Below are 25364 nucleotides of genomic sequence, written 5' to 3' on the forward strand. Positions count from 1 at the left end.
GGGATGCCCTCTTCTGACCAACGACCCCCCACCCACCACACCCCGCAGCGCCGCCGGTGGGGTGCGGCGGTGGTCGGTACCACCATCGGCGCCATCGGCGTGCTGCTCGTCGTCGTACCGTTCCTGGCTCCCGACGCCGGTGACCCGCTGCTGCTGCCCGCGCTCGGTGTCGCGATGCTCGCGGCCGCGGCCGCGATGGAGATCGGGGCCCTGGCGCTGCCACGGCCCGCGAAGGCCGTCTCCACCGAGGACAGCCCCGCCAGTGCGGCCAGCTCTGTCGGTGTGGCCGGTGCCGGCGGGCCTGTGCTGCGAATCCGGATGCGCACCACGGTGCCATGGTCAGTGGCGCTGGTCGGGGTCGGGTTCACCGTCTTCTTCGTCACGGCCGCGCTGGGCATGGGGCTGGACGGCGGCGGGTTGTTCCTGCTGCCGTTCGTGCTGCTGTTCGCCTCGCTGATCCCCGATGCGGTGATGACCTTGCTGCGCCGGCGGGCGCTGCTCGTCGACCCCCAGGGAGCACGCCTCGAAGGCTGGGGCGTCTCCGCTGCCCTCGCTTGGGACGACGTCACCCACGTCGACCTCCAGACCGAAGGCCGCCGCCCGGCGGTGCTCGTGCACGGGCGCGACGACGCTCCCTCGTGGCGCCACCACCGCATCCGCATCATCTGGCCGACCGAGCCCCGACCGACGCGCGCGACGCTCGCCGTCCCCGTCGTCGCCCTGGACGCCCCCGGTGCGGTGATGGTGCTGTGCCGTGAGCTAGCCGCCAGCACCCTCGAACGTCGCCGATCTTTCCTCGCCCATGGCGCCACCGGGCTCCTGACCGGGGACCGGTCGCTGGTCTGACCCCACCCCCACCCGGCGGGTTCGATCAGCCGGGCTGAGTGTGGAACAGGCCCCGGCTCACCACTACTCGGGTGACCGCGCCGTAGGTGCAGGCCACGGCACGAGTCCAGCCAAGCTCGGCGCCTGACGGGTCAGGCCGCGGGTGCCCACGCGAGCTGCAGGGGGGTGCGGATGACGTCGATCCGGAGCCGCGGGCGTTCGGTGGCGTGGTGGGTGGCGTGGTGGGTGGCGTGGTCGGTGAGGTGGTGGGTGCCGGACTTGTCGGTCACGAGGACGTAGCCGTGGGGTGTGGTCCACACGGACCTGCCGTCGCGCAGGGTGAGGTGCCAGCCGGGGTGGTGGGTCTTGGTGCGGTGGCCGGTGCGGGCGAGGTGGGCGAGGTTGGACACCCGGGTCTGGGCTGGTGGGCCGGTGTCGTCGTAGGGCTGTTGGTATGGCTGGGCGTGGTCCAGGTCGGTGCCGCTGCTGGTGCTGGTGCCGTGGGGGAAGGTGTCGGCGGGTCGGATCAGGTGGACGCGTTCGGCGATCGCGGCGGGGATCTCGTAGGAGTCGGCGGCGACGTCCTCGGCGAGGTCGATCACGGGCTTCAGCGTGACGTGGTGGTGGCCGAGCAGATCGACGAGCTGGGTCTTGGTCAGCGCGCCGATCTGCTCGGCGCGGGCGACGCCGTGGCCGTGGAGGAGTCCGGGGGTGAGGTGGAGATAGGCGATCGCCCGCGGCCGGGTCATGGCGGGGGAGGCGTCACGGATCGCGTCGGCGATGGGCTCGGGCTGGTCGTGGTGCTCGGCGCCGACAAGGAGCTTGAGGGCAGCGAGCGGGTTGGCGAGGAGGCCGAGGGCGTCGCCGCGGAGCTCCTCGAGACTGGCCTCGGGCGGGGTGTCGGTGTGCTCGGCGAGGAGGTGGGCGAGGTGGTCCAGGCGGGTCCAGACCTGGGTGAGGGTCTCGGTGTCGCCGCGGGCGACGAGGGTCTGCAGGCCGGTGTCGGGGTCGGGTCGGCCGAGCCAGGCGCCGCGGCGTTGTCTGGCGGCGGCGGCCTTGGTCTCGGCCAGGGCGTGGTCGGCCTCGACGACGCGGGCGGCCAGGACGTCGAGGAGGCGTCCGGTGGGCAGGGTGGGGAGCAGCGGCGCGATGGCGTCGTCGACATGGGTGGCGGCGTCAGGGGCGAGGTCGCGGGTGGCGGTGGCGACCTTGCGGGCGACCCACAGCTCGACCTCCCCGGCCTGCAGGGCAGCCCAGCTCTGGGGGAGCCGGGCCTCGAGGTCGACGGCGTCGGCCATCAGGGCCCGGGCGGCGAGGGGGTGGACGTGCAGCACCACCGCGAGCTCGGCGTCGCAGCACGGTTCGACGACCAGCCCGTGGCCACCCAGGGTGATCACCCCGAGCCGGGGGTCGCCCATCAGCGTCCTGGTGCCGGGGTCGTCGGGGTCCAGGGCGTGGGCGCGGGCCCAGTCCAGGGCGATGCGGCCGCGTTCGGCGTCGAGGAGTCGGGTGGCGCGCGTGTTGCGCTCCGCGCGGGCGAGGATGGCGGCGGTCCCGGGGGTCGGAGGTCGCGGCTGCCAGCGCATGCCCGGAGTCTATATCGAACATGTGTTCGAACACCAGGTCGATCTCGATCTATGGATGTGCAGGAGCTCGACCGATCGTCACGACGGGCGCTGGGACGCATGGGCGCTCTCTCCGACCGGGTGCTGCGGCCCCGGGCCGTGGTCGATGGCATCGCCCACACCGGCCGGCTGGTGACCTCGGCGGCGCTGATCCTGTTCCTGGCCCTCGTGGCGCTGTCGACCGCACCGACGGTGGAGGTCAAGATCCGCGACCGCGACCGCGACCGCGACCGCGCTGGCGCTCGGGATCGCGATCGACGCCGTCGCGGTGCGCAGCCTGCTCGCGCCGGCGCTGGTCGGCGTGCTCGGGCGCGCCAACTGGACGCTGCCGCGCTGGCTCGGCGCGGTGGTGCGGCTCAGCGGCGGGAGTCGAGGTCCTGGTAGTCCTCGTGGCGGTCGAGGAAGGCCTGGACGAAGGGGCAGATGGGGAGGGCCTTGAGCCCCTCCGCGCGCACGTCGTCCAGGGCGGCGCGCACGAGGTGACCGCCCAGGCCCTCGCCCTCGTGGCCGTCGTCGATCTCGGTGTGGGTGAAGACGATCTCGTCGGGCGTGCGCTGGTAGGCCGCGAACCCGACGAGCTGGTCGTCGACGCGGACCTCCCAGCGGGACCGGTCCTCGTTGCGGGTGACGGCGGTGGCCATCAGAGGACCTGCTCGCCGTACATCTCGCCGAGCGGGTCCGCGATCAGCTCGATGCGGGCCCCGTCGGGGTCGGTGAAGTAGACCGAGACGCCGCTGTGCACCTCGTGGGGCACGCCGGCCTCGGTGAGCCGCTCGACCAGGGCACCCCAGGTGTCGGGGTCGACGGAGATGGCGCAGTGGTGCAGGCCGCCCAGCACCTCGGCGTAGGGGCCGACGTCGAGGCCGGGGAAGTCGAAGAACGCCAGGAGGTTGTCGTGCCCGAGGTCGAAGAAGAAGTGCGAGGAGCCGGGGTAGTCGCGGTTCTCGATCAGCTCGGTCAGCGGGAAGCCCAGCACGTCCTGGTAGAAGCGGATGGTCCGCTCGACGTCGCTGCTCACCAGCGCGGTGTGGTGCAGACCCCGGGCGGTCGACGCCGGCCGCTCGCCGGGCGGACGGAGATGGGTCTCGCGGAGCCGGGCGCGGCGCTCGGCGAGGTCGTCGGGGGACGGAGCGGGCGCCGAGGTCATGGTCGTCCTTCGGGTGGTGGGCGAGCCGTCACGGTACACGATTAGTTGATGTGTCATCCACCGGCGTACGATGCCGCGGTGTCCATCACCTCCGAGGCCCCGTGGCTGACCGGCGACCAGCAGCAGGTCTGGCGACGCTGGCTGGCCGTCCAGGCCGCGCTTCCCGCCGCGCTGCACCGCCAGCTGCAGCGGGACTCCGGGCTCTCGCTGCCCGACTTCGACGTGCTGGTGCAGCTCACCGACCAGCCCGAGGGTCGGGTGCGCGTCTCCGTGCTGGCCGCGGAGCTGCAGTGGGAGCGCAGCCGGCTCTCCCACCACGTCAAGCGGATGGAGGCCCGCGGGCTGGTGCGGCGCGAGGAGTGCGACGACGACGGTCGCGGCTGGTTCGTGCAGCTCACCGACGCGGGCCGCGACGCGATCGTGGCCGCGGCCCCCGACCACGTGCGCGAGGTGCGCGAGCTGGTCTTCGAGGACCTCACCACCGACGAGCTCGCGGTGCTCGACCGGGTCACCACCAAGGTGCTGGCGCGGGTGTCGGGTCGTCTAGGCTGACCCGGTCGTCCCAGGAGGTCACGGAAATGAAGAAGATCCTCGTGCTCGCGCTCACCGGCGCCGCAGCACTGTTCGCCAAGCACAAGCTCGACGAGGGCAAGAACGAGCAGGACCTCTGGCGCGAGGCGACGGACCCGGTCCGCAAGGCCTGAGCCGTTGCACCGCTCCACCGGGGGCCTTGGCGCAATTGGTAGCGCACCTGCTTTGCAAGCAGGGGGTTAGGGGTTCGAGTCCCCTAGGCTCCACGTCTCATACCGGTAGACCACTCGGTAGTCCACCTGGATCTGCATCGGACGCTTTGTCCGATTTGGTGGCATTATTGGCGCCTCCGGACCCGGGACTCCCCGAGGTCCCCGACCCGTCGGGAGTCGCCGTGATCCAGGTCCAGTCCCCGCCCCGCCCCGCGTCGACCGACGTCCCGCTGGCCACCTCGGTGCACCGCGACCTCGAGGTGGGTCGCTACGACCACGTGCCGCAGGGCGCACCGTGGCTGCGTGCCCTGGCGCTCGAGGCGGCCCGGGTCGCCGAGGTCCCGATCGTGGCCATCAACCTGATGAAGTCGACGACGCAGCGCACCGTCGCGGCCGTCGGGGCCGAGGTCACCCTCCAGGCCCGGCAGCACACGATGTGCCACGCGGTCATCGACGACGGCCAGACGGTGCACGTCGCCGACGCCTCGGCCGACCCGCGGTGGGCCGCGAACCCCTTCGTCGACGGGCGGTGGGGGCGGATCCGCTTCTACGGCTCGCACCCGCTGGTCAGCCCCGCCGGGTTCGTGGTCGGGACGCTGTGCGTCCTGGACGACCACCCCCGGGAGCTCGCCCCCGCGCAGGTCGAGGCCCTGGACGCGCTGGCCGCCCGGGTGGTCGCCGAGCTCGAGGAGAGCCGGTTGGCCGCCCTCAAGGCCGGGATCCGCACGTGGAGCAGGACCGTCGCCTAGGCTCGGCCGGCGATGACCGACACCTCCGAGCAGCCCATCTGGACCGTCGTACGCGCGGCCGACCTCGACGTCCCCACCCTGTACGACGTCCTGGTGCTGCGCGCCGAGGTGTTCGTCGTCGAGCAGGAGTGCGCCTACCTCGACCCGGACGGACTGGACCTGCTCGAGGGCACCCGTCACCTGCTGGGTCACCTCGGTGAGGGCGGGGAGCGCGACCTGGTGGCCTACGCCCGGGTGCTGGCCCCCGACGCGGCGTACGACGCACCGCGGATCGGTCGGGTGATCGTGGCCGGCCGCGGCCGGGGTCGCCAGCTGGGCCGGGCGCTGATGGAGCGGGCGCTGGAGGTGTGCGCGACCGACCACCCGGGGCTGCCGGTCGAGCTGGGCGGTCAGGCGCACCTCGAGGCGTTCTACGCCAGCCTGGGCTTCGAGCCGGGCGAGCACTACGTGGAGGACGGCATCCCGCACGTGTGGATGCGCCGCCCGCCCGGCCGGGGCCGGCCCTAGGACCAGTGCGGCCCTAGAACCAGTCCGGCCCTAGAACCAGCCCAGCCCCTCGGCGATCAGCACCAGCCCGAAGATCGCGAACAGTGCGGCCGCGCCGTACTTGATGACGCGCTCGGGCAAGTGCTTGCCGAGCACCGCGCCGACGACGATGGCGAGGGCGTCGGCCGCGACCATGCCGACGGTGCTGCCGATCCAGGTGCCGAGCCAGCCCTCCTGGGTGGCGAGGGTGATGGTGGCGAGCATGGTCTTGTCGCCGAGCTCGGCGAGGAAGAACGCGACGCCGACGGCGAGGATCGCGGCGCCGGTGGCGCTCTTGGCCTTGTTGGCCTCGGCCTCGGTGAGCTCGTCGCCGCGCAGCGTCCAGGCCGCGAAGGCGAGGAACGCGACGCCGGCGACGATCGCGATGGTGTCCTGGGAGTCGGCGAACGCGTCGCCCACCCAGTAGCCGATGCCGACCGAGGCGAGGTGGACCAGGGCGGTGGCGGCGGTGATGCCGATGAGGACGTCGCGGACGCGGTAGCGCGTCGCGAAGGTCATCGCCATCAGCTGGGACTTGTCGCCCAGCTCGGCGACGAAGATCACCGCGGTGGACAGCAGGAAGGCGTACATGAGGGGCTCCTTCTCCGCGCCCGGGACGAAGCGGGCCCCGGGGGAGCGCGTCTCGACCAGGACGCGCAGCTCTGAGGGTGCGTCGGACTGGTCGAGAGTCTCGTCCGCCACCTCGCGGTGGCCCGCCGTACCGGATCCCCGTGGGGGGACCAGTGTGTCGACACGGCTGTTGAGGACTACTCCCTCTCGGCGGGCACGAGTCTAGGGCACCAGGCGCGGGAACGTAGCCTGGACCGGTGACCGAGATGCTCCGCCCCCGCCACTGGGGCGGGCACCTGCTGCTCGTGGTGGCGGTCGCGGCCACGACCTGGTTGGGGTTCTGGCAGCTCTCGGCGTGGCAGCACGGCCGCGAGGCCGAGGCCCGCGACCTCAGCTCGGCGGCGCCGGTCGCGCTCACCGACGCGATCGGGCCCGACGACCCCTTCCCCGGGCAGTACGTCGGCCAGCCGGTCGAGCTGCGGGGCAGTTGGGTCCCTGCCAGCACGCTCTACGTGTCCGACCGGGTGCGGGACGGGGGGCAGGGCGGGCAGCGGGGCTACTGGGTGATGACGCCGGTGCTCGTGCAGGGTGGCGACGGGAGCGCCGTACCCGTGGTGCGGGGGTGGTCGCCCACGGCCGACGCGGCCCCGGTGCGCGGTGAGGTCGACCTGACCGGCTGGCTGCAGCCCTCGGAGGGCAGCGGCCTGCCCGACACCGACGCCGCCGACGACGTCATCCCCGAGATGCGGGTCGCGAGCGTCACCCAGCGGGTCGACGCCGACCTCTACAGCGGCTTCGTGGTGGTCCGCGACGCCTCCTCGGGCACCAGCGGCCTGGCCGCGGTCAGCCCCGACAGCATCCCGTCGGTCTCGGCCGTCACCTCGCTGCGCAACCTGCTCTACGCGGTCCAGTGGTGGGTCTTCGGCGGCTTCGCGGTCTACGTCTGGTGGCGCTGGTGCCGGGACACCGTGGAGGCCCTGGAGCGCGAGCAGGAGGCCCAGGCCGAGCAGGTAGGTTCGCCGGTGTGACGCTCGAGACCAACCTCCGCTTCTACCGGGTGATGGCGTGGATCGTCGGGGTCCTGCTCGTCGTGCTGGTGATCGTCGGCGTGCCGCTGGCGAACTTCGACGGCACCGGGATGTGGGAGGTCTTCGACAGCACTCCCGTGTGGTTCACGGGCGACAGTGCAGCGAAGCAGACCGGTCTGTTCATCACCCAGTACCTGGGTGTCGCCCACGGCTGGCTCTACATGATCTTCCTGGCTGCCGCCTTCCTGCTCTCCCGCAAGGCGCGCTGGCCGATCGGCTTCACCCTGGTGACGCTGCTGTGCGGCACGGTGCCGCTGCTGAGCTTCTGGGCCGAGCGCCGCGCGACCGCCCGCACGCTCGCGACCACCGAGGCCGCCCCGGTCCGCTCGTGAGCGGCACGCCCCGCACCGCCTTCGTCCTCGGTGGCGGCGGGCTGCTGGGCGCGGTCGAGGTGGGCATGCTCCGGGCGCTGCTGGAGCGCGGCGTACGCCCCGACCTGGTGCTGGGCACCTCGGTCGGCGCCCTCAACGGGCTCGTCGTGGCCGCCGACCCCACGCCGGCGGCGGTGGACCGGCTGCTGGAGCTGTGGCGCTCGGTCTCCGGGGACGACCCGGTGTACGCCGACGGGCCGCTGCGCCAGGTCGGGCGGGCCGTGCGCACGGGGACCCACCTGCACTCGGCGCTGCCGCTGCGCCGCCGGCTCGAGGCGGAGCTCGGGGACACCCGCTTCGAGGACCTCGCCGTGGAGTTCCGCTGCGTCGCCGCCTGCATCGAGCGCTCGGCCGAGCACTGGTTCGACTCCGGGCCGGTCGTGCCGGCGGTGATGGCCAGCGCGGCCGTGCCCGGGTTGCTGCCCCCGGCCGAGGTCGACGGCGAGCACTTCCTCGACGGCGGGGTGGTCAACTCGGTGCCGCTCGGCAAGGCTGCCGAGCTGGGTGCGGAGCGGGTCTTCGTGCTGCAGGTGGGCCGGGTCGAGCGGCCGCTGGCCGTGCCGCGGCGGCCGTGGGAAGTGGCACGGGTGTCCTTCGAGATCGCCCGGCGCCACCGGTTCGTGCGTGAGCTGGCCGAGCTGCCCGACCACGTCACCGCCCACGTGCTGCCCTCGGGCAGCACGGCGGCCGACGACTCGCCGCTGGCCTACCGCGACACCCGTCGGGTCGCGCGGCGCATCGACGCGGCGTACGAGCAGAGCTGTGCCTACCTCGAGGAGCACCGGTGCTGACCCGGGTCGTCCAGCGGGCGGTCGTGGCGCCCGCGACGATCGCCCTGACCGTCGCGATGTGGGTGGGGCTGCCGCTGTGGCTCCTCGCCGCGGGCCTGCTCTCGCCGCTCGCCCCAGGCTGGCTGCGGCCGGTCCGGCTGCTGTGGCTGCTCGTGGTGCACCTGACGCTGGAGAGCGTGGCGCTGGTGGAGCTGTTCGGGCTGTGGGTCGCCTCGGGGTTCGGGCTGTGGCTGCGGCGGCCGTTCTTCGAGCGGATCCACTACGACGTCGTCCAGGCCTACCTGTGGATCTTCTTCCACGAGGCCCGGCGGGTGCTGCGGCTGCAGATCGAGACCGTCGGCCCCACCCCCGACGCCCACCCGGGCGAGCCGCTGCTGGTGTTCTGCCGCCACGCGGGTCCGGGCGACTCGTTCACCCTGATGTACACGCTGATGCACTGGTACGGCCGCGAGCCGCGCGTCGTGCTCAAGTCGACCCTGGCCTGGGACCCCGCGCTGGGGGTGCTGCTGCACCGGCTGCCGAGCCGGTTCGTCTCCGCGCCCCGGCCCGGTCAGGACCGCGAGGCCGACGTGGGCGAGCTCGCGCGCGGGCTCGACGAGAACGACGCCTTCGTGATCTTCCCCGAGGGCGGCAACTTCACCCCGGAGCGCCGCGAGCGCTCGATCGCCCGGCTGCACAAGCTGGGGCTGCACGGGATGGCGCGACGGGCCGAGGAGATGATCCACGTGCTGGCGCCCCGGCCCGGCGGGGTGCTGGCCGCCCTCGACGCGGCGCCGGAAGCCGACGTGCTGCTGGTGGCCCACACCGGGCTCGACCACGTGGTCAGCGTGCGCGACGTGTGGCACGCGCTGCCGATGGACAAGCGGATCAGCATGGGCTGGTGGCGGATCCCGCGCGAGGAGATCCCCCAGGGGCGCGAGGAGCGCATCGAGTGGCTCTTCGACTGGTGGGACACGGTCGACGACTGGGTGCAGGAGCACCGACCGGTCGACCTGCCCCGCCGCTGAGCGGGCAGGACAGGCCGACCGGATCTCGGACCGTGGGTCTCAGACCTTGGGGTCCGGAGTGTCGGTGACGTCGACGCTCTCGGCCGGGTCCTCCGGCGTGGTCACCGGGTGGGTCGCCGGCGCCGCCGGGGCGGCCGGTGCGGGCGACGGCGTGTAGGACGACTGCCAGTTGTCGCTCTGGTCCCCGCCGGCGAGCTTCTTGCCGACCACGGCGCCGACGGCGCCGAGGGCGACGATCAGCAGCAGCTTCTTGCCCTTGCTGCCCTTCTTGACGTCCTCGCCCTTGATCGCGGCCGTGGCGAGCACGCGGCGACGGTCGGCCTCCGCGGCGGCCTGGTGGGCCTGGTCGCGCACGTCGTGGACGACCTGCTGCACGCCGAGGATCGTGCGGTCACGCGCGGTCTCGACGTAGGGCGCCGCGTTGTCCCGTGCGTCGGCGAGGCGCGAGGCCCCGGCGTCGCGGACGTCCGCCAGCTTGGGGCCGACCGCGTCGCGGGCGTCGGCGAGCTTGGGGGCGACGGCGTCGCGGGCGTCGGCGAGGCGGGCGGCCCCGGCGTCGCGGACGTCGCTGAGGACGGGCTTGAGGTCCTCGCGCGCCTTCTCGACGCGGGGGACGATGGCCTCGGTCAGGTCGTGGGCCAGGCTCTGGGCCTGGTCGACGAGCTTGTCCTTGCGGCTCTTGCGAAACATGTGTGCGAGGTCCCTCTCTGCAGGTGTGGCCGACGCGCGTGCGCGCAGGCGTAAGCCCTGATCATGCCTGGGTGCCGGGGAGTTTTAAACCCGTGTCACGCGCGGGCGGATGGGTAGGTGCCGCGTGGGAAGATCGGTGCCGACTCACGCACCCGTCGCGAAAGGCACCCATGTCCGACCTCAAGGCCACGCTCAAGACCAACCGTGGCGACATCGTCATCAACCTCTTCCCCGACCACGCGCCGGCCACGGTGGAGAACTTCACCGGCCTCGCCGAGGGGACCAAGGACTTCAACGACGACGCCGGCCGCACCGGGGTGAAGTTCTACGACGGCCTCGGCTTCCACCGGGTCATCCCCAACTTCATGATCCAGGGCGGCTGCCCGCTCGGCACCGGCACCGGCGGCCCGGGCTACAAGTTCAAGGACGAGTTCCACCCCGAGCTGCAGTTCGACCGGCCCTACCTGCTCGCGATGGCCAACGCCGGCCCGGGCACCAACGGCTCGCAGTTCTTCGTCACCGTCACCCCGACGCCGCACCTTAACCGTCGCCACACCATCTTCGGTGAGGTCGCCGACCAGGAGAGCCGCGACGTCGTCGACGCGATCGCCACCACCCGCACCGGCGCCATGGACCGCCCGGTTGACGCCGTGGTCATCGAGTCGGTGGAGATCGAGCGCCCGTGACCCAGGGCGGCCCCGAGGCGCCGCCGACCTGCTACCGCCACCCGGACCGCGAGACCTGGATCCGGTGCCAGCGCTGTGACCGGCCGATCTGCCCGGACTGCATGCGCTCGGCGGCGGTGGGCTTCCAGTGCCCCGAGTGCGTGGCGGAGGGAGCCCGGTCGACGCGCCAGCTCCTCACGCCGTACGGCGGGAAGCGGGTCTCGGACCCCCGGCTGACCAGCTTCGTGCTGATCGGGCTCAACGTCCTGGTCTGGCTGGCCGTGCTGGCCACGGGCGGGCGTTCGAGCCGGCTGACCGACTACCTCGCGCTGCTGCCGCAGTCGGCCGCCAAGCAGTACGGCGACGGCTCGGTCGAGCTGGTCCGCGGGGTCTCCGACGGCGCGGTGTGGGAGCTGATGACCTCGGCGTTCACCCACGTGCAGCCGCTGCACATCGCCTTCAACATGCTGGCGCTGTACTTCCTCGGGCCCACGCTCGAGAGCGTGCTCGGCCGGGCGCGCTACCTCGCGCTCTACCTGGTCTCGGCGCTCTCGGGCTCGGCCGTGGTGATGCTGCTCTCCCCGGAGAACAGCCAGACCCTCGGCGCCTCGGGGGCGATCTTCGGCCTGATGGGCGCCCTGGCGGTCGTCGCGCTGAAGGTCCGGGGCGAGGCGCAGCAGGTGCTGGTGTGGATCGCGATCAACCTGGTCATCACCTTCACCCTCCCGAGCATCTCGTGGGAGGGCCACCTCGGTGGCCTGGCCGCGGGTGCGGTGATCGGCGCGGCGATGGTCTACGCGCCCAAGCAGCGGCGCTCGCTGGTGCAGTGGGGCGCCGTCGCGGCGGTCGCGCTGGTGGCCCTGGCCGCCATCGCGGCCCGGGCACTGGCGCTCGCCTGACCCTCCGCCACCGAACGACACGGACGAATGACACCGGTGTAGTTGTCCACACCTGGGGACAACCCTGTGGACAACTACACCGGTGTCATTTGCGTCGTGGGACGGCTACTCCCACTTGGTGGCGAAGGTGAAGCCGACGGCCATGAAGCCGATGCCGACCAGCAGGTTGTACTGGTCGAGGTCCTTCATCACCGGGATCGCGCCGTCCTGGCCGACGAAGTAGAACGTCACGATCCAGACCAGCCCGAACAGGAAGCAGCCGAGCATCCCGACGACGACGCCCCGGCCGCGGCCCAGGGGGGTGGTGCGGTGGGCGGCGACGGTGAGGCCGAGGAAGATGGCCAGGAAGCCGATCAGGAAGTTGTAGCGACCGAGGTCCGACATCCAGGGCAGCGGGTCCTTCGGCGCCTTGGCGCCGGGGAAGTCGACGAACACGGCGGCGTCCTTGGCCACGTTGACGTAGACCGCGATCCAGGCGATGCCGGCCACGACGAGCAGCACGGCGAGGGCGGTGCGCACGACCGAGGTCTCGTAGCCACTACTGACCATGACCTTCGGCTGACGCGCGGTTCGCTTGGACACGGGGCTCCTCGGTGGCGTGGGGGGTGTGACCTGGTGGGCTAGCGTAGACGGGCCACCCGCCGCACCGCTCTCCAGGACGGAGCTCCTCGTGCCCAGCCGCCACCGCCGCCGTCCCCGGGCCACCCAGGTGCCGCCCTGGCGCCTCGCGGCCGTCGGTGGGTTCGTCGTCGCGGGGACGCTGTTCGTCACCAGCTCGCTCAACGCCGACGGCCTGGACCTGCGCTCCTCCAGCGTCACCGACCTCGACACCGTCGTGCGCCAGGAGCGCGACCGGACCGACCAGCTGCAGCAGCGCGTCGCCGACCTCACCGACGAGGTCGACACCCTGGGGCGGTCGGTGGGTGACGCCGAGGTGCGCGAGCTGCAGGCGCAGGTGCGCGAGCTCGCGGCGCCGGCGGGGTTCGAGGCGGTCCGGGGGCCGGCCCTCACCGTCACCCTGGAGGACGCCCCCGCCGAGGTGATCGCGCAGGCCACCGAGAAGGGCGAGGTCGGGGCCGAGGAGCTGGTCGTGCACCAGCAGGACATCCAGGCCGTGGTCAACGCGCTGTGGATCGGCGGCGCCGAGGCGATGACGCTCCAGGGCCAGCGGGTGATCAGCACGACCGGCATCAAGTGCGTGGGCAACACGGTCGTGCTGCACGGCGTGCCCTACGCCCCGCCGTACGTCATCACCGCCGTCGGCGGGGTCACCGAGATGCGCCGGGCGCTGGACACCTCCGAGCGGATCGCGGACTACCGCGACTACGCCGTGGCCTACGACCTCGGCTTCGCGGTGCGCACCGACCCGGAGGTCACCCTGCCGGCGTACGACGGGGCGAGCGAGCTGCGCCACGCCACGGCCGTCCGCGGCGAGTCCGACCGGGCGGTGCGCGAGCGTCCCTAGGGGGTCGGCACCGGGTCCTCGGTCGGGCTCGGCTCCTCGGTGGGCGTCGAGGTCTCGCTCGGCGTGGGCGTGGGCGTCGGGGTGGGGGTCGGACGCTGGAAGGTCGAGACCACGATCGTCACGGTGCTGCCCGCCGACGCGTCCTGGCCGGCGGGGGGCGCCTGCTGCAGCACGGTGCCGCGCTCGGCCTCGGTCGTGGAGTCGTTGACCACCGAGACCTCGAACCCGGCCGCCTCGATGCGGCGGCGCGCCTCGGCCTCGGCGAGCCCGACGACCTCGGGCACCTGCTCGGGCCCGTCGGACCAGAACAGCGTCACCCGGGAGTCCTCGGCGACGTCGGTGCCGGCGGGGGGCTGCATCTCCACGACGCGGTCGGCGGGCTCGTCGGAGCCGCGCTCGCTCAGCACGACGCGTACCCCCTCGGCCCGCAGCGCGTCGGCCGCCTCGTTCTTGTCGTCGCCGACGACGTCGGGCAGCGTGATCTGGGGCGGGCCGAGCGAGACCTGGAAGTCGACCGCCGACCCGGCGTCGCGCTGGTCGCTGGCCTGGGGGTCCTGGGAGATCACCCGACCGCGGGCGACCTGCTCGCTCTCGGACCGGGTCACCTCGCCGACCTCGAGCCCGGCCTGGGTGATGGTGCGCTCGGCCTGCTGCCGGGTCATCCCGGTCACGCTCGGCACCGGCACCTGCTCGGGGCCGGTGTCGGCGAGGCGGGGCAGCAGCAGCACGCCGGCGACGATCGCCGCGAGCAGGGCGAGCAGCCCGAGGACCAGCGGCCAGCGGCGCTTGCGCTCCGGCGCCTCGTCGTCGTCCTGCTGCTGGGTGGTGACGCGGGTGGCCGGCCCGGCCGTGGGGAGGTACGTCGTGGCGGCGGCCGCCACCGCCGGGGCCTCGACCGGCTTCCCGGCGAGGTAGCGGTCGATGTCGTCCTTCATCGCCGCCGCGCTCGGGTAGCGCTCGTCGAGGTCCTTGGCCAGCGACTTCATCACGATGGCGTCGATCTCGGGGGTGAGGTCCTCGTCCAGCGCCGACGGCGGCTGGGCCTGCTCGCGGACGTGCTGGTAGGCCACGGACACCGGGCTGTCGCCGACGAACGGCGGCCGGCCGGTGAGCAGCTCGTAGAGCAGGCAGCCGGTGGAGTAGACGTCGGAGCGGGAGTCGACGCTCTCGCCGCGGGCCTGCTCGGGGGAGAGGTACTGCGCCGTGCCGACGACCGCGGCGGTCTGCGTCATCGTCGAGGAGGCGTCGCTGACGGCCCGGGCGATGCCGAAGTCCATCACCTTGACGTTGCCGGCCGGGGTCAGCATCACGTTGCCGGGCTTGATGTCGCGGTGGATGATGCCGGCACGGTGGCTGTAGTCGAGCGCCCGCAGCACGCCGGAGGTGATCTCCAGGGCCCGCTCGGGCAGGATCTTGCGGCCGTCGCGCACCACGTCGCGCAGGGTGCGGCCGGCGACGTACTCCATGACGATGTAGGGCTGGGCGACGTTGCTGCCGTCGGTGGCCATCTCCTCGCCGGTGTCGTAGACCGACACGATCGAGGGGTCGTTGAGGGACGCGGCGGACTGCGCCTCGCGGCGGAAGCGGGCCTGGAAGGTGGAGTCGCTGGCCAGGTCGGTGCGCAGCCGCTTGATCGCGACCGTGCGGCCCAGGCGCACGTCGGTGCCCTTGCGGACCTCGGCCATGCCGCCGCGGCCGAGGAGCTCCCCGACCTCGTAGCGACCGCCGATGCGGTGCGGTTGCGTCATCCGGGCTCAGTCCCCCTTCTTGTCGGGCTTCACCGTGTCGTCGGGCTTGCCCGGACCCTCGTCGTCGCCCTCGTCGTTGCCGTTCCCGTTGCCGCTGTTGCCGGGGTCGACCGGCTCCTCGGTGGAGGTCTCCGACGGTGTCGGGGTGGGGCTGGGCGCCGGCGGCGCGCCGAGGACGTCGAGGGTGATGGTCTCGCCCTCCTCCACGTCGCCGGTGGGCGAGAGCGAGGTGACGTCGCCCTCGTCGCCCTGGTCGCCGCTGCCGTCGTTCGGGACCGGGCGCGTCGTGGTCTCCAGGCCCAGGTCGGCCAGCGCCGACTCGACCTCGCCGACGGGACGGCCGACGAAGTCGTCGGGGTCGAGGCTGACCGTGGGGGTCGCCTCGGCGGTCTCGCTCGGGGTGGCGCTCGCCGAGGGGGTCGGCGCGGGGTCGTCCCCGGCCGCGGTGTCGGTGTCGTCGGCCCACGGGCGGGTCAGCAGCAGCACGACCAGCAGCAGCGCCAGCAGCCCCGCCACGGCGTACGCCGCCCACGGGGTACGGCGCTCGCGGTCGTCGTCCCGCGGGGGCGGGACGGCGGCGGCGACCGGCGTGACGCGGGTGGGCCGTGTGGCCGGGCCGGGCGCCACGGCCGTCATCACCCGGGTCGGCTCGGGTCCCGTCGGCACGCCGCCGTGGGCGGCCTCGCGCAGCGCCCGGGCGATCTCGGCGCCGTCGGCGTAGCGCTCGGCGGGGTCCTTGGCCAGGGCGCGGTAGGTCACCGCGGCGAGCCCGGCCGGGACGCCGGCCGGCAGCTCGGGGACGTCGTCGCGCAGGTGGGCCATGGCCAGGCCGACTGCGGTGTCGGCGGCGAAGGGCCGCTGCCCGGCGAGGCACTCGAAGAGCACCACGCCGAGGGCGTAGACGTCGCTGGCCGCGGTCGCGGGCTTGCCGGACGCCTGCTCGGGGGAGAGGTAGTGGGGGGTGCCGATGATCTCGCCGGTGCGGGTGATGGCTGCGTCGCCGGTGGCACGGGCGATGCCGAAGTCGGTGATCTTGACCCGGCCCTGCGGGGTGACCAGCAGGTTGGCGGGCTTGACGTCGCGGTGCACCACACCGGCCGCGTGGGCCACGGCCAGCGCCTCGGCGACCTGGAGCACCAGCTCGCGGGCCCGCTCGGGGTCCAGCGCCCGGCCGCCGGAGACGAGCTCGGAGAGCGGCTTGCCGTCGACCAGCTCCATGACGAGGTACGGCGACCCGTCGGACCCCTCGGTCGCGAAGTCGAAGACCGAGGCGATGCCGGGGTGGTGCAGCGCGGCGGCGTTGCGGGCCTCGGTGGAGAAGCGGGAGCGGAAGCCGGCGTCCGCGGCGTACTCGGCCTTGAGGACCTTGAGCGCGACGTCGCGACCCAGGACGGTGTCGTGGGCGGCCCAGACCTCGCCCATGCCGCCGGTGGCGATCCGGTGTCGGCGCTCGTAGCGCTCGGCCTGCTCGCTCACCGGCCGACCACCGCCTCCATCACCGCACGCGCCACGGGGGCGGCGAGGCCCGACCCGGAGATCTCGTTGCGCTCCACGCCGGCGTCCTGCACCAGGACGGCGACGGCGACCGAGGGCGTCTGCGCCGGGGCGAGCGAGACGAACCAGGCGTACGGCGGCCGGTCGGGCGCGCTCTGGGCGGTGCCGGTCTTGCCGCCGACCTCGACGCCGGGGATCGCGGCGGTGCCGGCGGTGCCGTTCTCCACCACCGAGACCATCATCTGGCGCAGGTCGCGGGCCGACGCGGCGTCCATCGCGGGCTGGTCGGGCATCTCCTCGGGCTCGGTGCGCTCGATGGTCTCCAGCTTGGGCGAGAGCGTCTCGTCGACGAGGTAGGGCCGCATCACGGTGCCGTCGTTGGCGATGCCGGCCGCGACCATGGCCATCTGCAGCGGGGTGGCGGCGACGTCGTACTGGCCGATGGCCGAGAGCGCGGTCTGCGGCTCGTCGGGGTCCTCGGGGAAGCGGCTGACCGCCTGGCGGGTCAGGGCGTCGTCGAGGTCGTCGAAGGTGCGGGTGCCGAACCCGAACTTCTCGGCCTGCTCGCGCAGCGCGTCGGCGCCGACGTCCATGCCCACCTGGCCGAAGGAGACGTTGCAGGAGACCTCGAGCGCGCGGGTCAGCGTGATCTCCTCGCCCCCGCAGGAGCCGCCGCCGTCGTTGATCAGGTCGGTGCTGGTCTGCGGCAGGTCGAGCCGGGCGCCGCCCGGCACCCGCGTCTCGGGGTCGAAGTCGCCGGACTCCAGGGCGGCCGCCGCCGTGACCAGCTTGAAGGTCGAGCCCGGGGGCAGCACCCCCTCGATCGCCTTGTTGTTCAGGGCCGAGGCGCCGCCGCCCTCGAGCAGCCGGGTCTTGTACTGACCGGCGGCGCTGAAGTCGTGGGTGGCGAGCCGGTTGGGGTCGAAGGTCGGGTTGGAGACCATCGCCAGGATCTTGCCGGTGCTGGGCTCGAGGGCCACGACGGAGCCCTGCACGTCGTCGCCGAGGGCCCGCAGCCCGTCGTACGCCGCCCGCTGGGCCTGCGGGTCGATGGTCAGGCTGACGCTGCCGCCCTTGGGGTCCTCGTTGTCGGCGAGGTCGACGACGCGGTTGACGAAGAGGGCGGAGTCGCTGCCCGACAGGATGGAGTTCTGGGTCGCCTCCACGCCGCCGAGGCCGTTGTCGCGGGTGAAGTAGCCGGTGAGGTGGGCGTACTGCAGCGCGCGGGGGTAGGTGCGCTGGAACGCGTAGGCGTCGTCGGAGGGGTTGCTCTCGGCGACGGCTCGGCCGCGGACCAGGATCGAGCCGCGCTCGCGGGCGAACTCGGCGTCGCGCACCCGGATGTTGTCGGGGTGCTTGGACAGCGAGGTGAGGTCGTCGGCCTGCCAGTACTGCACGTAGGTGGCGTTGACGAGCAGCGCCGCGAAGAGCAGCAGGCAGCCCACGGACATGGTGCGGATGGGGCGGTTCACCGCAGGTTCACCACCTGGGTCGCGTCGGAGTCGAGGTCGTCGTCGTCGCTCACCAGCTCGGGCGGGGGACGGCGGGCCTGGTCGGAGATGCGTAGCAGCAGCGCCACGATGGCCCAGTTGGCCACCAGGCTGGAGCCGCCCTGGGACAGGAACGGCGTGGTGAGGCCGGTCAGCGGGATCAGCCGGGTGACGCCGCCGATGACGACGAACACCTGGAGGGCGAGGACCACGCCCAGGCCGGTGGCCATCAGCTTGCCGAAGTTGTCGCGGCAGATCAGCGCGGTGCGCAGGGCGCGCTCCACGAGGATGCCGTAGAGCAGGATGATCGCCATCACGCCGGTCAGCCCGAGCTCCTCGCCCATCGAGGCGATGATGAAGTCGGAGAAGCCCAGCGGCGTGATCTGCGGCTGGCCCTGGCCCAGCCCACGGCCCACGAGCCCGCCCCAGCCCATGCCGTAGAGGCCCTGGACCAGCTGGTAGGCGTTGACGTCGGGGTCGAACGGGTCCAGCCAGGCGGCGACGCGCGCCTGCACGTGGCCCAGCGAGAGGTAGCCGAGGTAGGCACCGACGGCGAACATCGAGCCGCCGACCACCAGCCAGCCCGGCCGCTCGGTGGCGACGTAGAGCATGGTCAGGAACAGGCCGAAGAACAGCAGCGAGGAGCCGAGGTCGCGCTGGAAGACCAGGATGCCCAGCGAGACCAGCCACATCCCGAGGATCGGGCCGAGGTCGCGGCCGCGGGGCAGGTCGACGAACAGCAGCCGCCGCCCGGCCAGGGCGAGGGCGTCTCGGTGCAGCACGAGGTAGCCGGCGAAGGCCACGACCAGCAGCACCTTGGCCACCTCGCCGGGCTGGAAGCTCAGCGGGCCGATGCCGATCCAGATCCGGGAGCCGTTGATGGTGCGCCCCAGCCCGGGCACCAGGGGGAGCAGCAGCAGCACGATGGCGGCCAGCCCGGCGGTGTAGGTGAACGCCTGCAGCCGGCGGTGGTCGCGCAGCACGACCAGCACCGTCGCGAACAGGATCGCGCCGAGCGTCATCCAGACCAGCTGGGTGGAGGCGAAGGCGGCGGCGTCGGGGTTGCGGGCCTGCCGGCCGAGGTCGATGCGGTGGATCATCGCCAGGCCGAGCCCGTTGAGGGCTCCCACGATGGGGAGCAGCACCGGATCGGCGTACGCCGCGAACCGGCGGAGCACGACGTGGCAGCCGAGCAGCAGCACCGTGAGCCACAGCCCGTGGGTCAGCAGGTCGACCGGCAGGGTGCCGTCGACGCCCAGGCCCACCGCGGCGTAGGCGCCGACGCCGACGACGAGGCTGAGCAGCAGCAGCACCAGCTCGGCACCGCGTCGGCGACGGTGCACGAACCCGGTGCCGCGCGAGGCGGCCGACAGGCCGGGGCTACTCATCGGCCTCGGTGCACAGCGCCGACGTGGTGGGGCTGGACGGGGGGCTGGACGAGGCGGACGGGGTGGGCGAGGCGGACGCGCTCGGGCCGGTCGAGGGGCTCGCGCTGGGCTGCGCCGGCTCGGGGCAGGTGACCCGTCGCTCCAGGCGCTGCACGATGTCGCGGGCGTCGGCCAGGCTGCTGGCGCTGATGCCCTCGCTGACCTCGCGGGCGTAGGCGTCGGGCAGGTCGGTCAGCCGCAGCTCGCTGGGCTCCTCGACGCGGTGGGTGGTCAGTCCGGGCACGTCGGCCTCGATGCCGCGGAAGATGGCGACGGTCTCGGCGTCGTCGCCGACGTAGTACTGGTCCTGGGTCCAGCGGTAGGCCGCCACGGCGATCAGCCCCACGGCGAGCAGCAGCACCAGGGCGAGCAGGGTGCGTCGGGCCCAGGTGAACCGCTTGGGCGGCCGCGGGGCGTAGCGCGCCTCCTCGGGGTCGAGGTCGTCGTCCGCCGCGGCGGGACGGGCGGAGCCCCGGCGGGCCTCGACGGCCATAGGAGCGGTGTCGCCGACCGGTTCGAGCTCGCCGGTGTCGCGTGCGCCGGCGATCCGGCCGCCGGGGCCGCGGCTGCGAGCCCCCTCGGCCGCGGCTCCGACCAGCATCGGCCCGGTCGTGGCCGCCGCGGAGGTCTCCGGGTCGTCGACCGCGTCGTCGTCGACGAGGTCGGCCACCACGACGGTGACGTTGTCGGAGCTGCCGGCGTCCAGCGACCGGTCGACCAGGGAGTACGCCGCGCTGTCGGGCGTGCCCTCGGCCAGGATCCGGGTCAGCTGCTCGTCGGTGAGCACCCCCGACGCCCCGTCGGAGCAGAGCAGGATCCGGTCGCCGGGGGCGACCTCGAGGGTGAACACGTCGGGCTCGGGCTCGTGCACGCCGTCGACGGCCCGCAGGATCAGGTTGCGGTGCGGGTGGACCCGCGCCTCGTCCTCGGTGATGCGGCCCTCGTCGACCAGGCTCTGCACGAAGGTGTGGTCGGTGGTGAGCTGGGCCAGGGTGCCGTCGCGCAGCAGGTAGCCGCGGCTGTCGCCGACGTGGCCGACCGCGATCCGGTCGCCGTCCAGCACCAGGGCGGTCACCGTGGTGCTGGTGCCCTCCAGCGACGGGTCGGCGGCCACCAGCTCGGCGATCCGGTCGTGGCTGAGGTGGATGGCGCCGGCCAGGGCGCCGAGCACGTCGTTGCCCGGCGGGGTGTCCAGGCGCCGCAGCACCTCGACGGTCTCGGCACTGGCCACGTCGCCGCGCGCCGAGCCGCCCACGCCGTCGGCGACGACGAGCAGGTGGGGGCCGGCGTACCCGGAGTCCTGGTTGTCCTTGCGCACCCTCCCGACGTCGGAGAACGCGGCGTAGCGCAGCCTCATCGACGACTCACTTGCGCAGCTCCAGCACGGTCTTGCCGATGCGGACACGGGTGCCGAGCTGGATCGCGGTGGGCTGGGTGATGCGGCTGGTGCCGACGTAGGTGCCGTTGGTGGAGCCGAGGTCCTCGACGTACCACTGCTCGCCGGAGCTGGCGATGCGCGCGTGGCGGGTGGAGGCGTAGTCGTCGTCGAGTCGGATGGCGGCGTCGGTGCCGCGCCCGATCAGCAGCGGGGCGTCCTCCAGGGAGACCGTCTCGCCCTGGTTGCCGCCCTCGACGATGACGACCTGGGTCGGCGCCCCGCGCCGCGCCTTGGCCGGCTTGGAGCGCGCGCGCCTCTCCGACCGCTTGTCGGGGCGCTGCGGCCGGCCGCCGCCGCGGGCGCCCTCGCGCGCGACCCGGGCCCCGAACATGTCGGAGCGGATCACCGAGATGCACGAGAGCACCAGGATCCACAGGATCGCGAGGTAGGCGAAGCGGATCAGGACGAGAGTCAGCTCGGACAACTAGGGCTCATCCTTGTCGCAGCCGCAGGGACATGGTCGTGGTGCCGATCCTGATGGTGGCACCGTCGGTGAGCCTCGCCTGCTCGACGCGCTTGCCGTTGACCGACACACCGTTGGTGCTGCCCAGGTCGATCACCGAGACGCGCGGCTCGCCGTCGGGCTCCTGCGGCGCCTCCACCCGGATCTCGGCGTGCCGGCGCGAGACCCCCGGGTCGTCGATGCGCAGGTCGGCGTCGTTGCCCCGGCCCAGGACCAGCCCGGGCGGGGCGAGCGGCACCGCCTCGCCGTGGAGGAGCAGCGAGGCCGTGGCGCGGCGTACGGCGGTGGGGGTGGGGTCGCCGCCCGCCAGGCGGGAGCTGGAGTGGGAGGCGCTGCGGACCCGGAACCGCCCGGTGGTGAGGTCGTCGGCCTGCTCCAGGGTGATGGAGACGGGTCCGGTGAAGACGTAGGACTGGTCGGCGGCGTGCTCGCGCAGCATCTCGGTCAGCTCGCGGGTCAGCTGTGGGCCGAGCGCGTCGAGCCGCTCGTGGTCGGTGTCGGCCAGCTCGACGTGGAAGTCGTTGGGCACCAGCCGACGGTCCCGGCTGAGGATCTGGGCGGAGTTGTCGACCTCGCGGGCCAGCGCCGAGGCGATCTCGACCGGCTGCACGGCGCTGCGGAAGGTGCGGGCGAACACGCCGGAGACCAGCTGCTCGAGCTTGTTCTCGAAGCGTTGCAACGCACTCATGCTGACTCCTCTCCACCATGCTCGGGACGCGGAGGTGCGATCGTAGCGGGCCGGGTCGGCCCACCCGGGGCCGGTTTGGGCGGTGGGCCGCGCGTGGGATAACCTGACGCCTGCTTCACGCGCGAGTGGCGGAATAGGCAGACGCGCACGGTTCAGGTCCGTGTGCCCGAAAGGGCGTGGGGGTTCAACTCCCCCCTCGCGCACCGTCTGCACCAACCAGCTGAGCCCCCGACCGGGTCACCGGTCGGGGGCTCGACTGCTTCCGGGGACCCGGGCCCGGTGTGGCCGGGCGGCGTCCCTAGCGGCCGACCTTCACCACGGCGTTCCCGACGTCGCGGCCCTTCTGCTCCACGCACGAGCCGATGTCGACGATGTTGGCCCACGACTCGGCCGGCTCCTGCAGGTACGCCTCCAGGCCGGTCGCGAACATCGTCGTCAGGGCGTACGCCTCGAGCACCGCGCCGCCGGCGTGGTTGATCCTCTTGTCGCCGTCGATCGCGTCGCCGAGAAGGTCGGTGCCGACACCGATCGCGTTGTCGGCGTGGTCGTTGCCCGGGCTGAACGGGGGAGCGCCGTCGCCGGTCGCCCACGTCTGCGTGCAGTCCGCGACCGCGTTGACCATGTCGATACCGGACTGGATCGCGTTCCCGACGTCCTTCATCTTCTCGATGCCGGCGCCCTCGACGCCCAGAGCCGAGAGGCCCTCGGCGATGCCGACGACAGGTCGACACCGTTGACGGTGAAGGTGACGCGGGGGCCCTCGTCGCGCGAGGCGGCGAAGGTCTCCAGGACCCGGCGGGCGCGCTGGCCGTTCAGGGTGATGGCGTCGTTGCCGTTGATCGTGACCCCGCTGCCGACGCGCAGGGTGGCGACGAGGTCGATCCGGCCCTCGACGGCGAACCGGACGACGGCCGGGTCGCCGACGGCCGCGGCGGTCGCGGCCCTGGACAGTGCCGCGCGGACGCTGCACGGGGCGGCGTCCACGCACGCGGTCGCGGGGATGGTGGTGGAGTCGGTGAGCGTGTTGACGACGAAGTCGGTCTCGGACTCCTCGACCCACGCGGACGCGGCGGCGCCGACGGCGCCGGCCAGGATGGGCGCCAGGAGCGCCACGACCAGCGTGGACGCGGTCGCGGCGAGCCGGTTCGGACGCCAGAAGCGACCGAAGGCGGCTGCCGGAGAGATCCGCTCCGGCCCGGGCCTGGCGGGGGGAGCGGTGGACCGGGTGTGCGCGAGTATCCCGAGCAGGGAGCCGGCGACGGCGAGCAGGAGGGCGGCCGTGACACCGAGCACCGCGGTGCCGGTCGCGAACTCGCCCGTGCTGGCGCCGGGCGCGGCCGTGCGGCTCAGGCCGAGGGCGCCGAGGCCCCAGCTCACCAGGCCGAGTACGCCGACGACCGCGAGGGCGCCCAGGCGGGCGCGCAGGGTCGCGGTCACCGCGGCACGGACCGCGTCGCGCAGCGTCGCGCCGGTGACCAGGTGGCTCCAGGTGGTCGGGAGCGCGGCGAGGACGGCGAGCGCGACCGCGAACGGGAACGCGAGCCACAGGCCGGCGCCAGGGCTGCTCTCGGTGTCGGCACGCGACTCGGGGCTGCGCAGCCGCCAGGCGGCGCGGGCCAGGACCGCGACGCTCAGCGCCGGCCACAGCACGACGCCGAGCACCACCGCGGGGACGCCGACCGCGCCGAGGGCAAGGACCTTCGGCAGCGTCCGCCAGGCGCGGGCCCAGCCGGCTGCGTACCGGCCGCGGTGGCCGGCGAGGCTGTCGCGCACCAGGGAGGCGACCACCGTCGTGCCGGTGATCATGCCGGTCAGCGTGGCCAGCGCGAGGGCGAGCGTGGGCACCAGCGCGAGGGCGAGGCCCTTCACCGGGGTGGTGTCCTGCAGCAGGGAGTCCAGGGACCCGGTCAGGCCCAGGGCGAGCACCGCGAGCATCACGGCGACACCGAGGCCGCCGACGACCGCGGCGGGCACGCTCCAGGTCAGGGTGGCGGCACGCTCCCAACGGGGGGTGGTGGCGTGCATGTGCGCTCCTCGAGAGACCCGTTTCCGGGGCGTGTGGCGGGGGGCCGCCCGCCGGGCGGCCCAGCGTCCGAGCGGCGACGTGCACCACGGGGAGGACGCTGCCGAGACAGCGTGATTGAAGCGGCAGGGGGCCCCTCCCCGGAGCGGTTTCCGCAACCGGGCCGAACTGGTCTAGCTCGCCCGGCGTCCAGCGGCCGGGCCGTCAGTGCCAGGGCGAGGTGCGCACGATCTGCAGCGCCCGGCTCTTCACGAACGGGTCGGCCTGCATGTAGAGCCAGGGCCGGCCGAACCAGAGGAAGCCGTCGACCAGGTTGCGGGCGTGGGTGCGGTTGGTGGCGCTGAGGCCCCAGCGGGTGTTGGTGACGTCGACCGTCGGCGGGATGCCCAGCGTCACGCAGCGGGTGTCGGTGCGGGAGCGGCAGACCGGCGAGTTGTCGAAGTTGCTGCTGCGCTTCTGCTTCCAGGTGAACGGCTTGCCGTTCTTGGCGGTGTCGACGACGAAGTGCTTGCCCGGGATCCCGCGGCGGGTCAGCTCGCGGACCATCGCGGCGCCGTAGGCGATGTCGCTGCCCACCGAGGTGTAGTGGGTGGAGTTCAGCGCGAAGCCGCGGGTGTGGGCGATGCCGGCGGGCACCAGGAAGTCCACGGCCTTCGACGGGTCGTCCTCGGGCCAGTCCGAGGCGCCGCCGTCGATGTAGACGGCCGTGTTCGGCAGCGCGGAGAACTTCTTGGCCGAGTAGGCGATCAGCCGCGAGGGGACGAGGGACCTGCCCGGCACGCACAGTGCGAACGGGCCGTCGGGCTGCAGCACCAGGGCGACGTGGGCGTCGCCGACGGCGGCGGCGAACCGGTCGACCCACTGCTTGTACGACGCCTGCTCGGCCGCCGTGGGCAGCCGGCGGCACGCCTCGTGCTCCCACGGCTTCATCCGGAACACCGTCATCTGCACCAGCACGTCGGGGTCGCCACCGGTGGAGTTGGCGATGTAGGCGTCGACCTTCTTGGCGATCTCGCCGTGGGGGATCCAGCCCCCGAACCACTTCGCCTTCGGACGCAGCGCGATCTTGCCGAGCAGCGTCTTCTCGGTGCCCGACGCCTTGACGTACGGCGCCCACGACTGGTCGCCGTTGCCCTTGTAGACGCCCCACCGGCGGCCCGCCAACGGGTTGTCGCCGGTGTCGAGCGCGGTCAGCGCGGCGCCCAGCGCGGGCGAGAGCGCGGGGGCGTCGACGGTGGGCCGGTCCTCGGCGCCCGCGGTCGGCTGGGCGAGGAGCGAGCCGACCAGGGCGAGGGCGGCGGTGGCCGCGACGGCGGCCCACCGGGAGGTGCGCGAGGAGCGTCCACGAGAGGTCATGCGCTCCAGCGTGCGCGTTTCGAGACGGGAATGCAGGATATTCGTAGCAAATGTCGGTACGGCCGGGGTCCACCAGG

The 25364-nt window shown here is 73.3% G+C and carries 29 protein-coding genes and 2 tRNA genes; 15 read left to right on the plus strand and 16 right to left on the minus strand.

Features of this window, described 5'->3' with window-relative positions:
* Positions 1-69 precede the first annotated feature (69 nt).
* Positions 70-846, plus strand: coding sequence for a hypothetical protein (locus EDD33_RS18945; RefSeq protein WP_123392643.1), 777 nt, complete (start codon positions 70-72; stop codon positions 844-846).
* A 131-nt stretch (positions 847-977) separates the two neighbouring features.
* On the opposite strand, the gene EDD33_RS18950 is transcribed toward EDD33_RS18945, so the two are convergent.
* Positions 978-2411, minus strand: a complete 1434-nt coding sequence (locus tag EDD33_RS18950) for a DUF222 domain-containing protein (RefSeq protein WP_123392644.1) — start codon at positions 2409-2411, stop codon at positions 978-980.
* 292 nt (positions 2412-2703) lie between these two features.
* Between EDD33_RS18950 and EDD33_RS20920 the strand changes: the two genes are divergently transcribed.
* The gene (locus EDD33_RS20920) at positions 2704-2889 is read left to right on the plus strand and encodes a hypothetical protein (protein WP_425463868.1); all 186 of its coding nucleotides are present in this window, start codon (positions 2704-2706) and stop codon (positions 2887-2889) included.
* Here the strand turns inward: EDD33_RS20920 and EDD33_RS18960 are convergent.
* Positions 2807-3091 (minus strand): GNAT family N-acetyltransferase, encoded by a 285-nt coding sequence (locus EDD33_RS18960; RefSeq protein ID WP_123392646.1) that lies wholly within the window; start codon positions 3089-3091, stop codon positions 2807-2809. The two genes, EDD33_RS20920 and EDD33_RS18960, sit on opposite strands and share 83 nt — an antisense overlap.
* Entirely contained in the window at positions 3091-3597 is a 507-nt protein-coding gene (locus EDD33_RS18965; protein WP_056542975.1) for a VOC family protein, read from the minus strand. Before EDD33_RS18965 ends, EDD33_RS18960 begins: the two co-directional genes overlap by 1 nt.
* A 78-nt stretch (positions 3598-3675) precedes the next feature.
* Between EDD33_RS18965 and EDD33_RS18970 the strand changes: the two genes are divergently transcribed.
* From EDD33_RS18970 to EDD33_RS18985, 5 genes are all read left to right on the plus strand, one after another.
* The gene (locus tag EDD33_RS18970) at positions 3676-4149 is read left to right on the plus strand and encodes a MarR family winged helix-turn-helix transcriptional regulator (protein WP_246003611.1); all 474 of its coding nucleotides are present in this window, start codon (positions 3676-3678) and stop codon (positions 4147-4149) included.
* A 26-nt stretch (positions 4150-4175) separates the two neighbouring features.
* Entirely contained in the window at positions 4176-4301 is a 126-nt protein-coding gene (locus tag EDD33_RS20410) for a DLW-39 family protein (RefSeq protein WP_211332601.1), read from the plus strand.
* Positions 4302-4321: 20 nt separating this feature from the next.
* Positions 4322-4394: transfer RNA gene (locus EDD33_RS18975), tRNA-Ala, on the plus strand.
* A 128-nt stretch (positions 4395-4522) separates the two neighbouring features.
* A complete protein-coding gene (locus tag EDD33_RS18980) occupies positions 4523-5089 on the plus strand; it encodes a GAF domain-containing protein (protein WP_170169882.1) in 567 nt (188 codons plus the stop codon).
* 12 nt (positions 5090-5101) lie between these two features.
* Positions 5102-5596, plus strand: a complete 495-nt coding sequence (locus EDD33_RS18985; RefSeq protein ID WP_123392650.1) for a GNAT family N-acetyltransferase — start codon at positions 5102-5104, stop codon at positions 5594-5596.
* Positions 5597-5626: 30 nt separating this feature from the next.
* Here EDD33_RS18985 and EDD33_RS18990 read toward each other — a convergent pair whose 3' ends face one another.
* Entirely contained in the window at positions 5627-6316 is a 690-nt protein-coding gene (locus EDD33_RS18990; protein WP_246003612.1) for a TMEM165/GDT1 family protein, read from the minus strand.
* 134 nt (positions 6317-6450) lie between these two features.
* On the opposite strand from EDD33_RS18990, the gene EDD33_RS18995 reads away from it, so the two are divergent.
* Genes EDD33_RS18995 through EDD33_RS19010 form a run of 4 tightly spaced genes read left to right on the plus strand, consistent with a single transcriptional unit; the run spans position 6451 to position 9441 of the window.
* Positions 6451-7212: an SURF1 family protein gene (locus EDD33_RS18995; protein ID WP_246003701.1), complete on the plus strand. Its 762-nt coding sequence runs from the start codon at positions 6451-6453 to the stop codon at positions 7210-7212.
* Positions 7209-7604 (plus strand): DUF3817 domain-containing protein, encoded by a 396-nt coding sequence (locus EDD33_RS19000; RefSeq protein ID WP_211332602.1) that lies wholly within the window; start codon positions 7209-7211, stop codon positions 7602-7604. Before EDD33_RS18995 ends, EDD33_RS19000 begins: the two co-directional genes overlap by 4 nt.
* The gene (locus EDD33_RS19005) at positions 7601-8434 is read left to right on the plus strand and encodes a patatin-like phospholipase family protein (protein WP_123392653.1); all 834 of its coding nucleotides are present in this window, start codon (positions 7601-7603) and stop codon (positions 8432-8434) included. The genes EDD33_RS19000 and EDD33_RS19005 overlap by 4 nt, the downstream gene beginning before the upstream one ends.
* Complete coding sequence (locus EDD33_RS19010; RefSeq protein ID WP_246003613.1) at positions 8428-9441, plus strand: 1-acyl-sn-glycerol-3-phosphate acyltransferase; 1014 nt, start codon at positions 8428-8430, stop codon at positions 9439-9441. Before EDD33_RS19005 ends, EDD33_RS19010 begins: the two co-directional genes overlap by 7 nt.
* Before the next feature lie 39 nt (positions 9442-9480).
* Here the strand turns inward: EDD33_RS19010 and EDD33_RS19015 are convergent, their stop codons facing one another.
* A complete protein-coding gene (locus tag EDD33_RS19015) occupies positions 9481-10131 on the minus strand; it encodes a hypothetical protein (protein WP_123392654.1) in 651 nt (216 codons plus the stop codon).
* A 170-nt stretch (positions 10132-10301) separates the two neighbouring features.
* Here EDD33_RS19015 and EDD33_RS19020 point away from each other — a divergent pair, with 170 nt between their 5' ends.
* Entirely contained in the window at positions 10302-10817 is a 516-nt protein-coding gene (locus tag EDD33_RS19020) for a peptidylprolyl isomerase (RefSeq protein WP_123392656.1), read from the plus strand.
* Positions 10814-11695: a rhomboid family intramembrane serine protease gene (locus EDD33_RS19025; RefSeq protein WP_246003614.1), complete on the plus strand. Its 882-nt coding sequence runs from the start codon at positions 10814-10816 to the stop codon at positions 11693-11695. The genes EDD33_RS19020 and EDD33_RS19025 overlap by 4 nt, the downstream gene beginning before the upstream one ends.
* Before the next feature lie 105 nt (positions 11696-11800).
* Here EDD33_RS19025 and EDD33_RS19030 read toward each other — a convergent pair whose 3' ends face one another.
* On the minus strand, positions 11801-12277 hold the full coding sequence (locus EDD33_RS19030) for a cell division protein CrgA (RefSeq protein ID WP_246003615.1): 477 nt from the start codon (positions 12275-12277) through the stop codon (positions 11801-11803).
* An 88-nt stretch (positions 12278-12365) separates the two neighbouring features.
* On the opposite strand from EDD33_RS19030, the gene EDD33_RS19035 reads away from it, so the two are divergent.
* On the plus strand, positions 12366-13160 hold the full coding sequence (locus EDD33_RS19035; protein WP_246003616.1) for a DUF881 domain-containing protein: 795 nt from the start codon (positions 12366-12368) through the stop codon (positions 13158-13160).
* Here the strand turns inward: EDD33_RS19035 and pknB are convergent.
* The 7 genes from pknB to EDD33_RS19070 are packed head-to-tail and all read right to left on the minus strand — an operon-like array spanning position 13157 to position 21908.
* Complete coding sequence (gene pknB / locus EDD33_RS19040; protein WP_123392657.1) at positions 13157-14908, minus strand: Stk1 family PASTA domain-containing Ser/Thr kinase; 1752 nt, start codon at positions 14906-14908, stop codon at positions 13157-13159. The two genes, EDD33_RS19035 and pknB, sit on opposite strands and share 4 nt — an antisense overlap.
* A 6-nt stretch (positions 14909-14914) precedes the next feature.
* Positions 14915-16384 carry a protein kinase domain-containing protein gene (locus EDD33_RS19045; RefSeq protein ID WP_123392659.1) on the minus strand — a complete coding sequence of 490 codons (1470 nt, stop codon included), beginning with the start codon at positions 16382-16384 and terminating at the stop codon, positions 14915-14917.
* Positions 16381-17874: a peptidoglycan D,D-transpeptidase FtsI family protein gene (locus EDD33_RS19050; RefSeq protein WP_123392661.1), complete on the minus strand. Its 1494-nt coding sequence runs from the start codon at positions 17872-17874 to the stop codon at positions 16381-16383. Before EDD33_RS19050 ends, EDD33_RS19045 begins: the two co-directional genes overlap by 4 nt.
* Positions 17871-19280: an FtsW/RodA/SpoVE family cell cycle protein gene (locus EDD33_RS19055; protein ID WP_123392662.1), complete on the minus strand. Its 1410-nt coding sequence runs from the start codon at positions 19278-19280 to the stop codon at positions 17871-17873. Before EDD33_RS19055 ends, EDD33_RS19050 begins: the two co-directional genes overlap by 4 nt.
* The gene (locus EDD33_RS19060) at positions 19273-20676 is read right to left on the minus strand and encodes a PP2C family protein-serine/threonine phosphatase (RefSeq protein ID WP_123392664.1); all 1404 of its coding nucleotides are present in this window, start codon (positions 20674-20676) and stop codon (positions 19273-19275) included. The genes EDD33_RS19055 and EDD33_RS19060 overlap by 8 nt, the downstream gene beginning before the upstream one ends.
* 7 nt (positions 20677-20683) lie before the next feature.
* A complete protein-coding gene (locus tag EDD33_RS19065) occupies positions 20684-21181 on the minus strand; it encodes an FHA domain-containing protein FhaB/FipA (protein WP_123392666.1) in 498 nt (165 codons plus the stop codon).
* Positions 21182-21188: 7 nt separating this feature from the next.
* Positions 21189-21908, minus strand: a complete 720-nt coding sequence (locus EDD33_RS19070) for an FHA domain-containing protein (protein WP_123392668.1) — start codon at positions 21906-21908, stop codon at positions 21189-21191.
* Positions 21909-22027: 119 nt separating this feature from the next.
* On the opposite strand from EDD33_RS19070, the gene EDD33_RS19075 reads away from it, so the two are divergent.
* Positions 22028-22111, plus strand: a tRNA-Leu gene (locus tag EDD33_RS19075).
* Positions 22112-22206: 95 nt separating this feature from the next.
* On the opposite strand, the gene EDD33_RS19080 is transcribed toward EDD33_RS19075, so the two are convergent.
* The 3 genes from EDD33_RS19080 to EDD33_RS19090 all read right to left on the minus strand — a co-directional run bounded on the left by EDD33_RS19080 (position 22207) and on the right by EDD33_RS19090 (position 25287).
* Positions 22207-22569 (minus strand): hypothetical protein, encoded by a 363-nt coding sequence (locus EDD33_RS19080; RefSeq protein WP_123392670.1) that lies wholly within the window; start codon positions 22567-22569, stop codon positions 22207-22209.
* Positions 22566-23933, minus strand: coding sequence for a hypothetical protein (locus EDD33_RS19085; protein WP_123392672.1), 1368 nt, complete (start codon positions 23931-23933; stop codon positions 22566-22568). The genes EDD33_RS19080 and EDD33_RS19085 overlap by 4 nt, the downstream gene beginning before the upstream one ends.
* 202 nt (positions 23934-24135) lie before the next feature.
* Entirely contained in the window at positions 24136-25287 is a 1152-nt protein-coding gene (locus EDD33_RS19090; RefSeq protein WP_123392674.1) for a glycoside hydrolase family 6 protein, read from the minus strand.
* Positions 25288-25364: the final 77 nt, after the last annotated feature.

It is taken from the genome of Nocardioides aurantiacus, from assembly GCF_003752505.1.
Taxonomy (GTDB): domain Bacteria; phylum Actinomycetota; class Actinomycetes; order Propionibacteriales; family Nocardioidaceae; genus Marmoricola; species Marmoricola aurantiacus.

Coding starts and splice junctions, on each gene's coding strand:
- EDD33_RS18950 (WP_123392644.1), bottom strand. CDS start 2,411: ATGCGCTGGCAGCCGCGACCTCCGACCCCCGGGACCGCCGCCATCCTC.
- EDD33_RS18965 (WP_056542975.1), bottom strand. CDS start 3,597: ATGACCTCGGCGCCCGCTCCGTCCCCCGACGACCTCGCCGAGCGCCGC.
- EDD33_RS19020 (WP_123392656.1), top strand. CDS start 10,302: ATGTCCGACCTCAAGGCCACGCTCAAGACCAACCGTGGCGACATCGTC.
- EDD33_RS20410 (WP_211332601.1), top strand. CDS start 4,176: ATGAAGAAGATCCTCGTGCTCGCGCTCACCGGCGCCGCAGCACTGTTC.
- EDD33_RS18960 (WP_123392646.1), bottom strand. CDS start 3,091: ATGGCCACCGCCGTCACCCGCAACGAGGACCGGTCCCGCTGGGAGGTC.
- EDD33_RS19070 (WP_123392668.1), bottom strand. CDS start 21,908: ATGAGTGCGTTGCAACGCTTCGAGAACAAGCTCGAGCAGCTGGTCTCC.
- EDD33_RS19085 (WP_123392672.1), bottom strand. CDS start 23,933: ATGCACGCCACCACCCCCCGTTGGGAGCGTGCCGCCACCCTGACCTGG.
- EDD33_RS18995 (WP_246003701.1), top strand. CDS start 6,451: ATGCTCCGCCCCCGCCACTGGGGCGGGCACCTGCTGCTCGTGGTGGCG.
- EDD33_RS18985 (WP_123392650.1), top strand. CDS start 5,102: ATGACCGACACCTCCGAGCAGCCCATCTGGACCGTCGTACGCGCGGCC.
- EDD33_RS19015 (WP_123392654.1), bottom strand. CDS start 10,131: ATGTTTCGCAAGAGCCGCAAGGACAAGCTCGTCGACCAGGCCCAGAGC.
- EDD33_RS19090 (WP_123392674.1), bottom strand. CDS start 25,287: ATGACCTCTCGTGGACGCTCCTCGCGCACCTCCCGGTGGGCCGCCGTC.
- EDD33_RS19080 (WP_123392670.1), bottom strand. CDS start 22,569: ATGAAGGACGTCGGGAACGCGATCCAGTCCGGTATCGACATGGTCAAC.
- pknB (WP_123392657.1), bottom strand. CDS start 14,908: ATGACGCAACCGCACCGCATCGGCGGTCGCTACGAGGTCGGGGAGCTC.
- EDD33_RS19060 (WP_123392664.1), bottom strand. CDS start 20,676: ATGAGGCTGCGCTACGCCGCGTTCTCCGACGTCGGGAGGGTGCGCAAG.
- EDD33_RS19055 (WP_123392662.1), bottom strand. CDS start 19,280: ATGAGTAGCCCCGGCCTGTCGGCCGCCTCGCGCGGCACCGGGTTCGTG.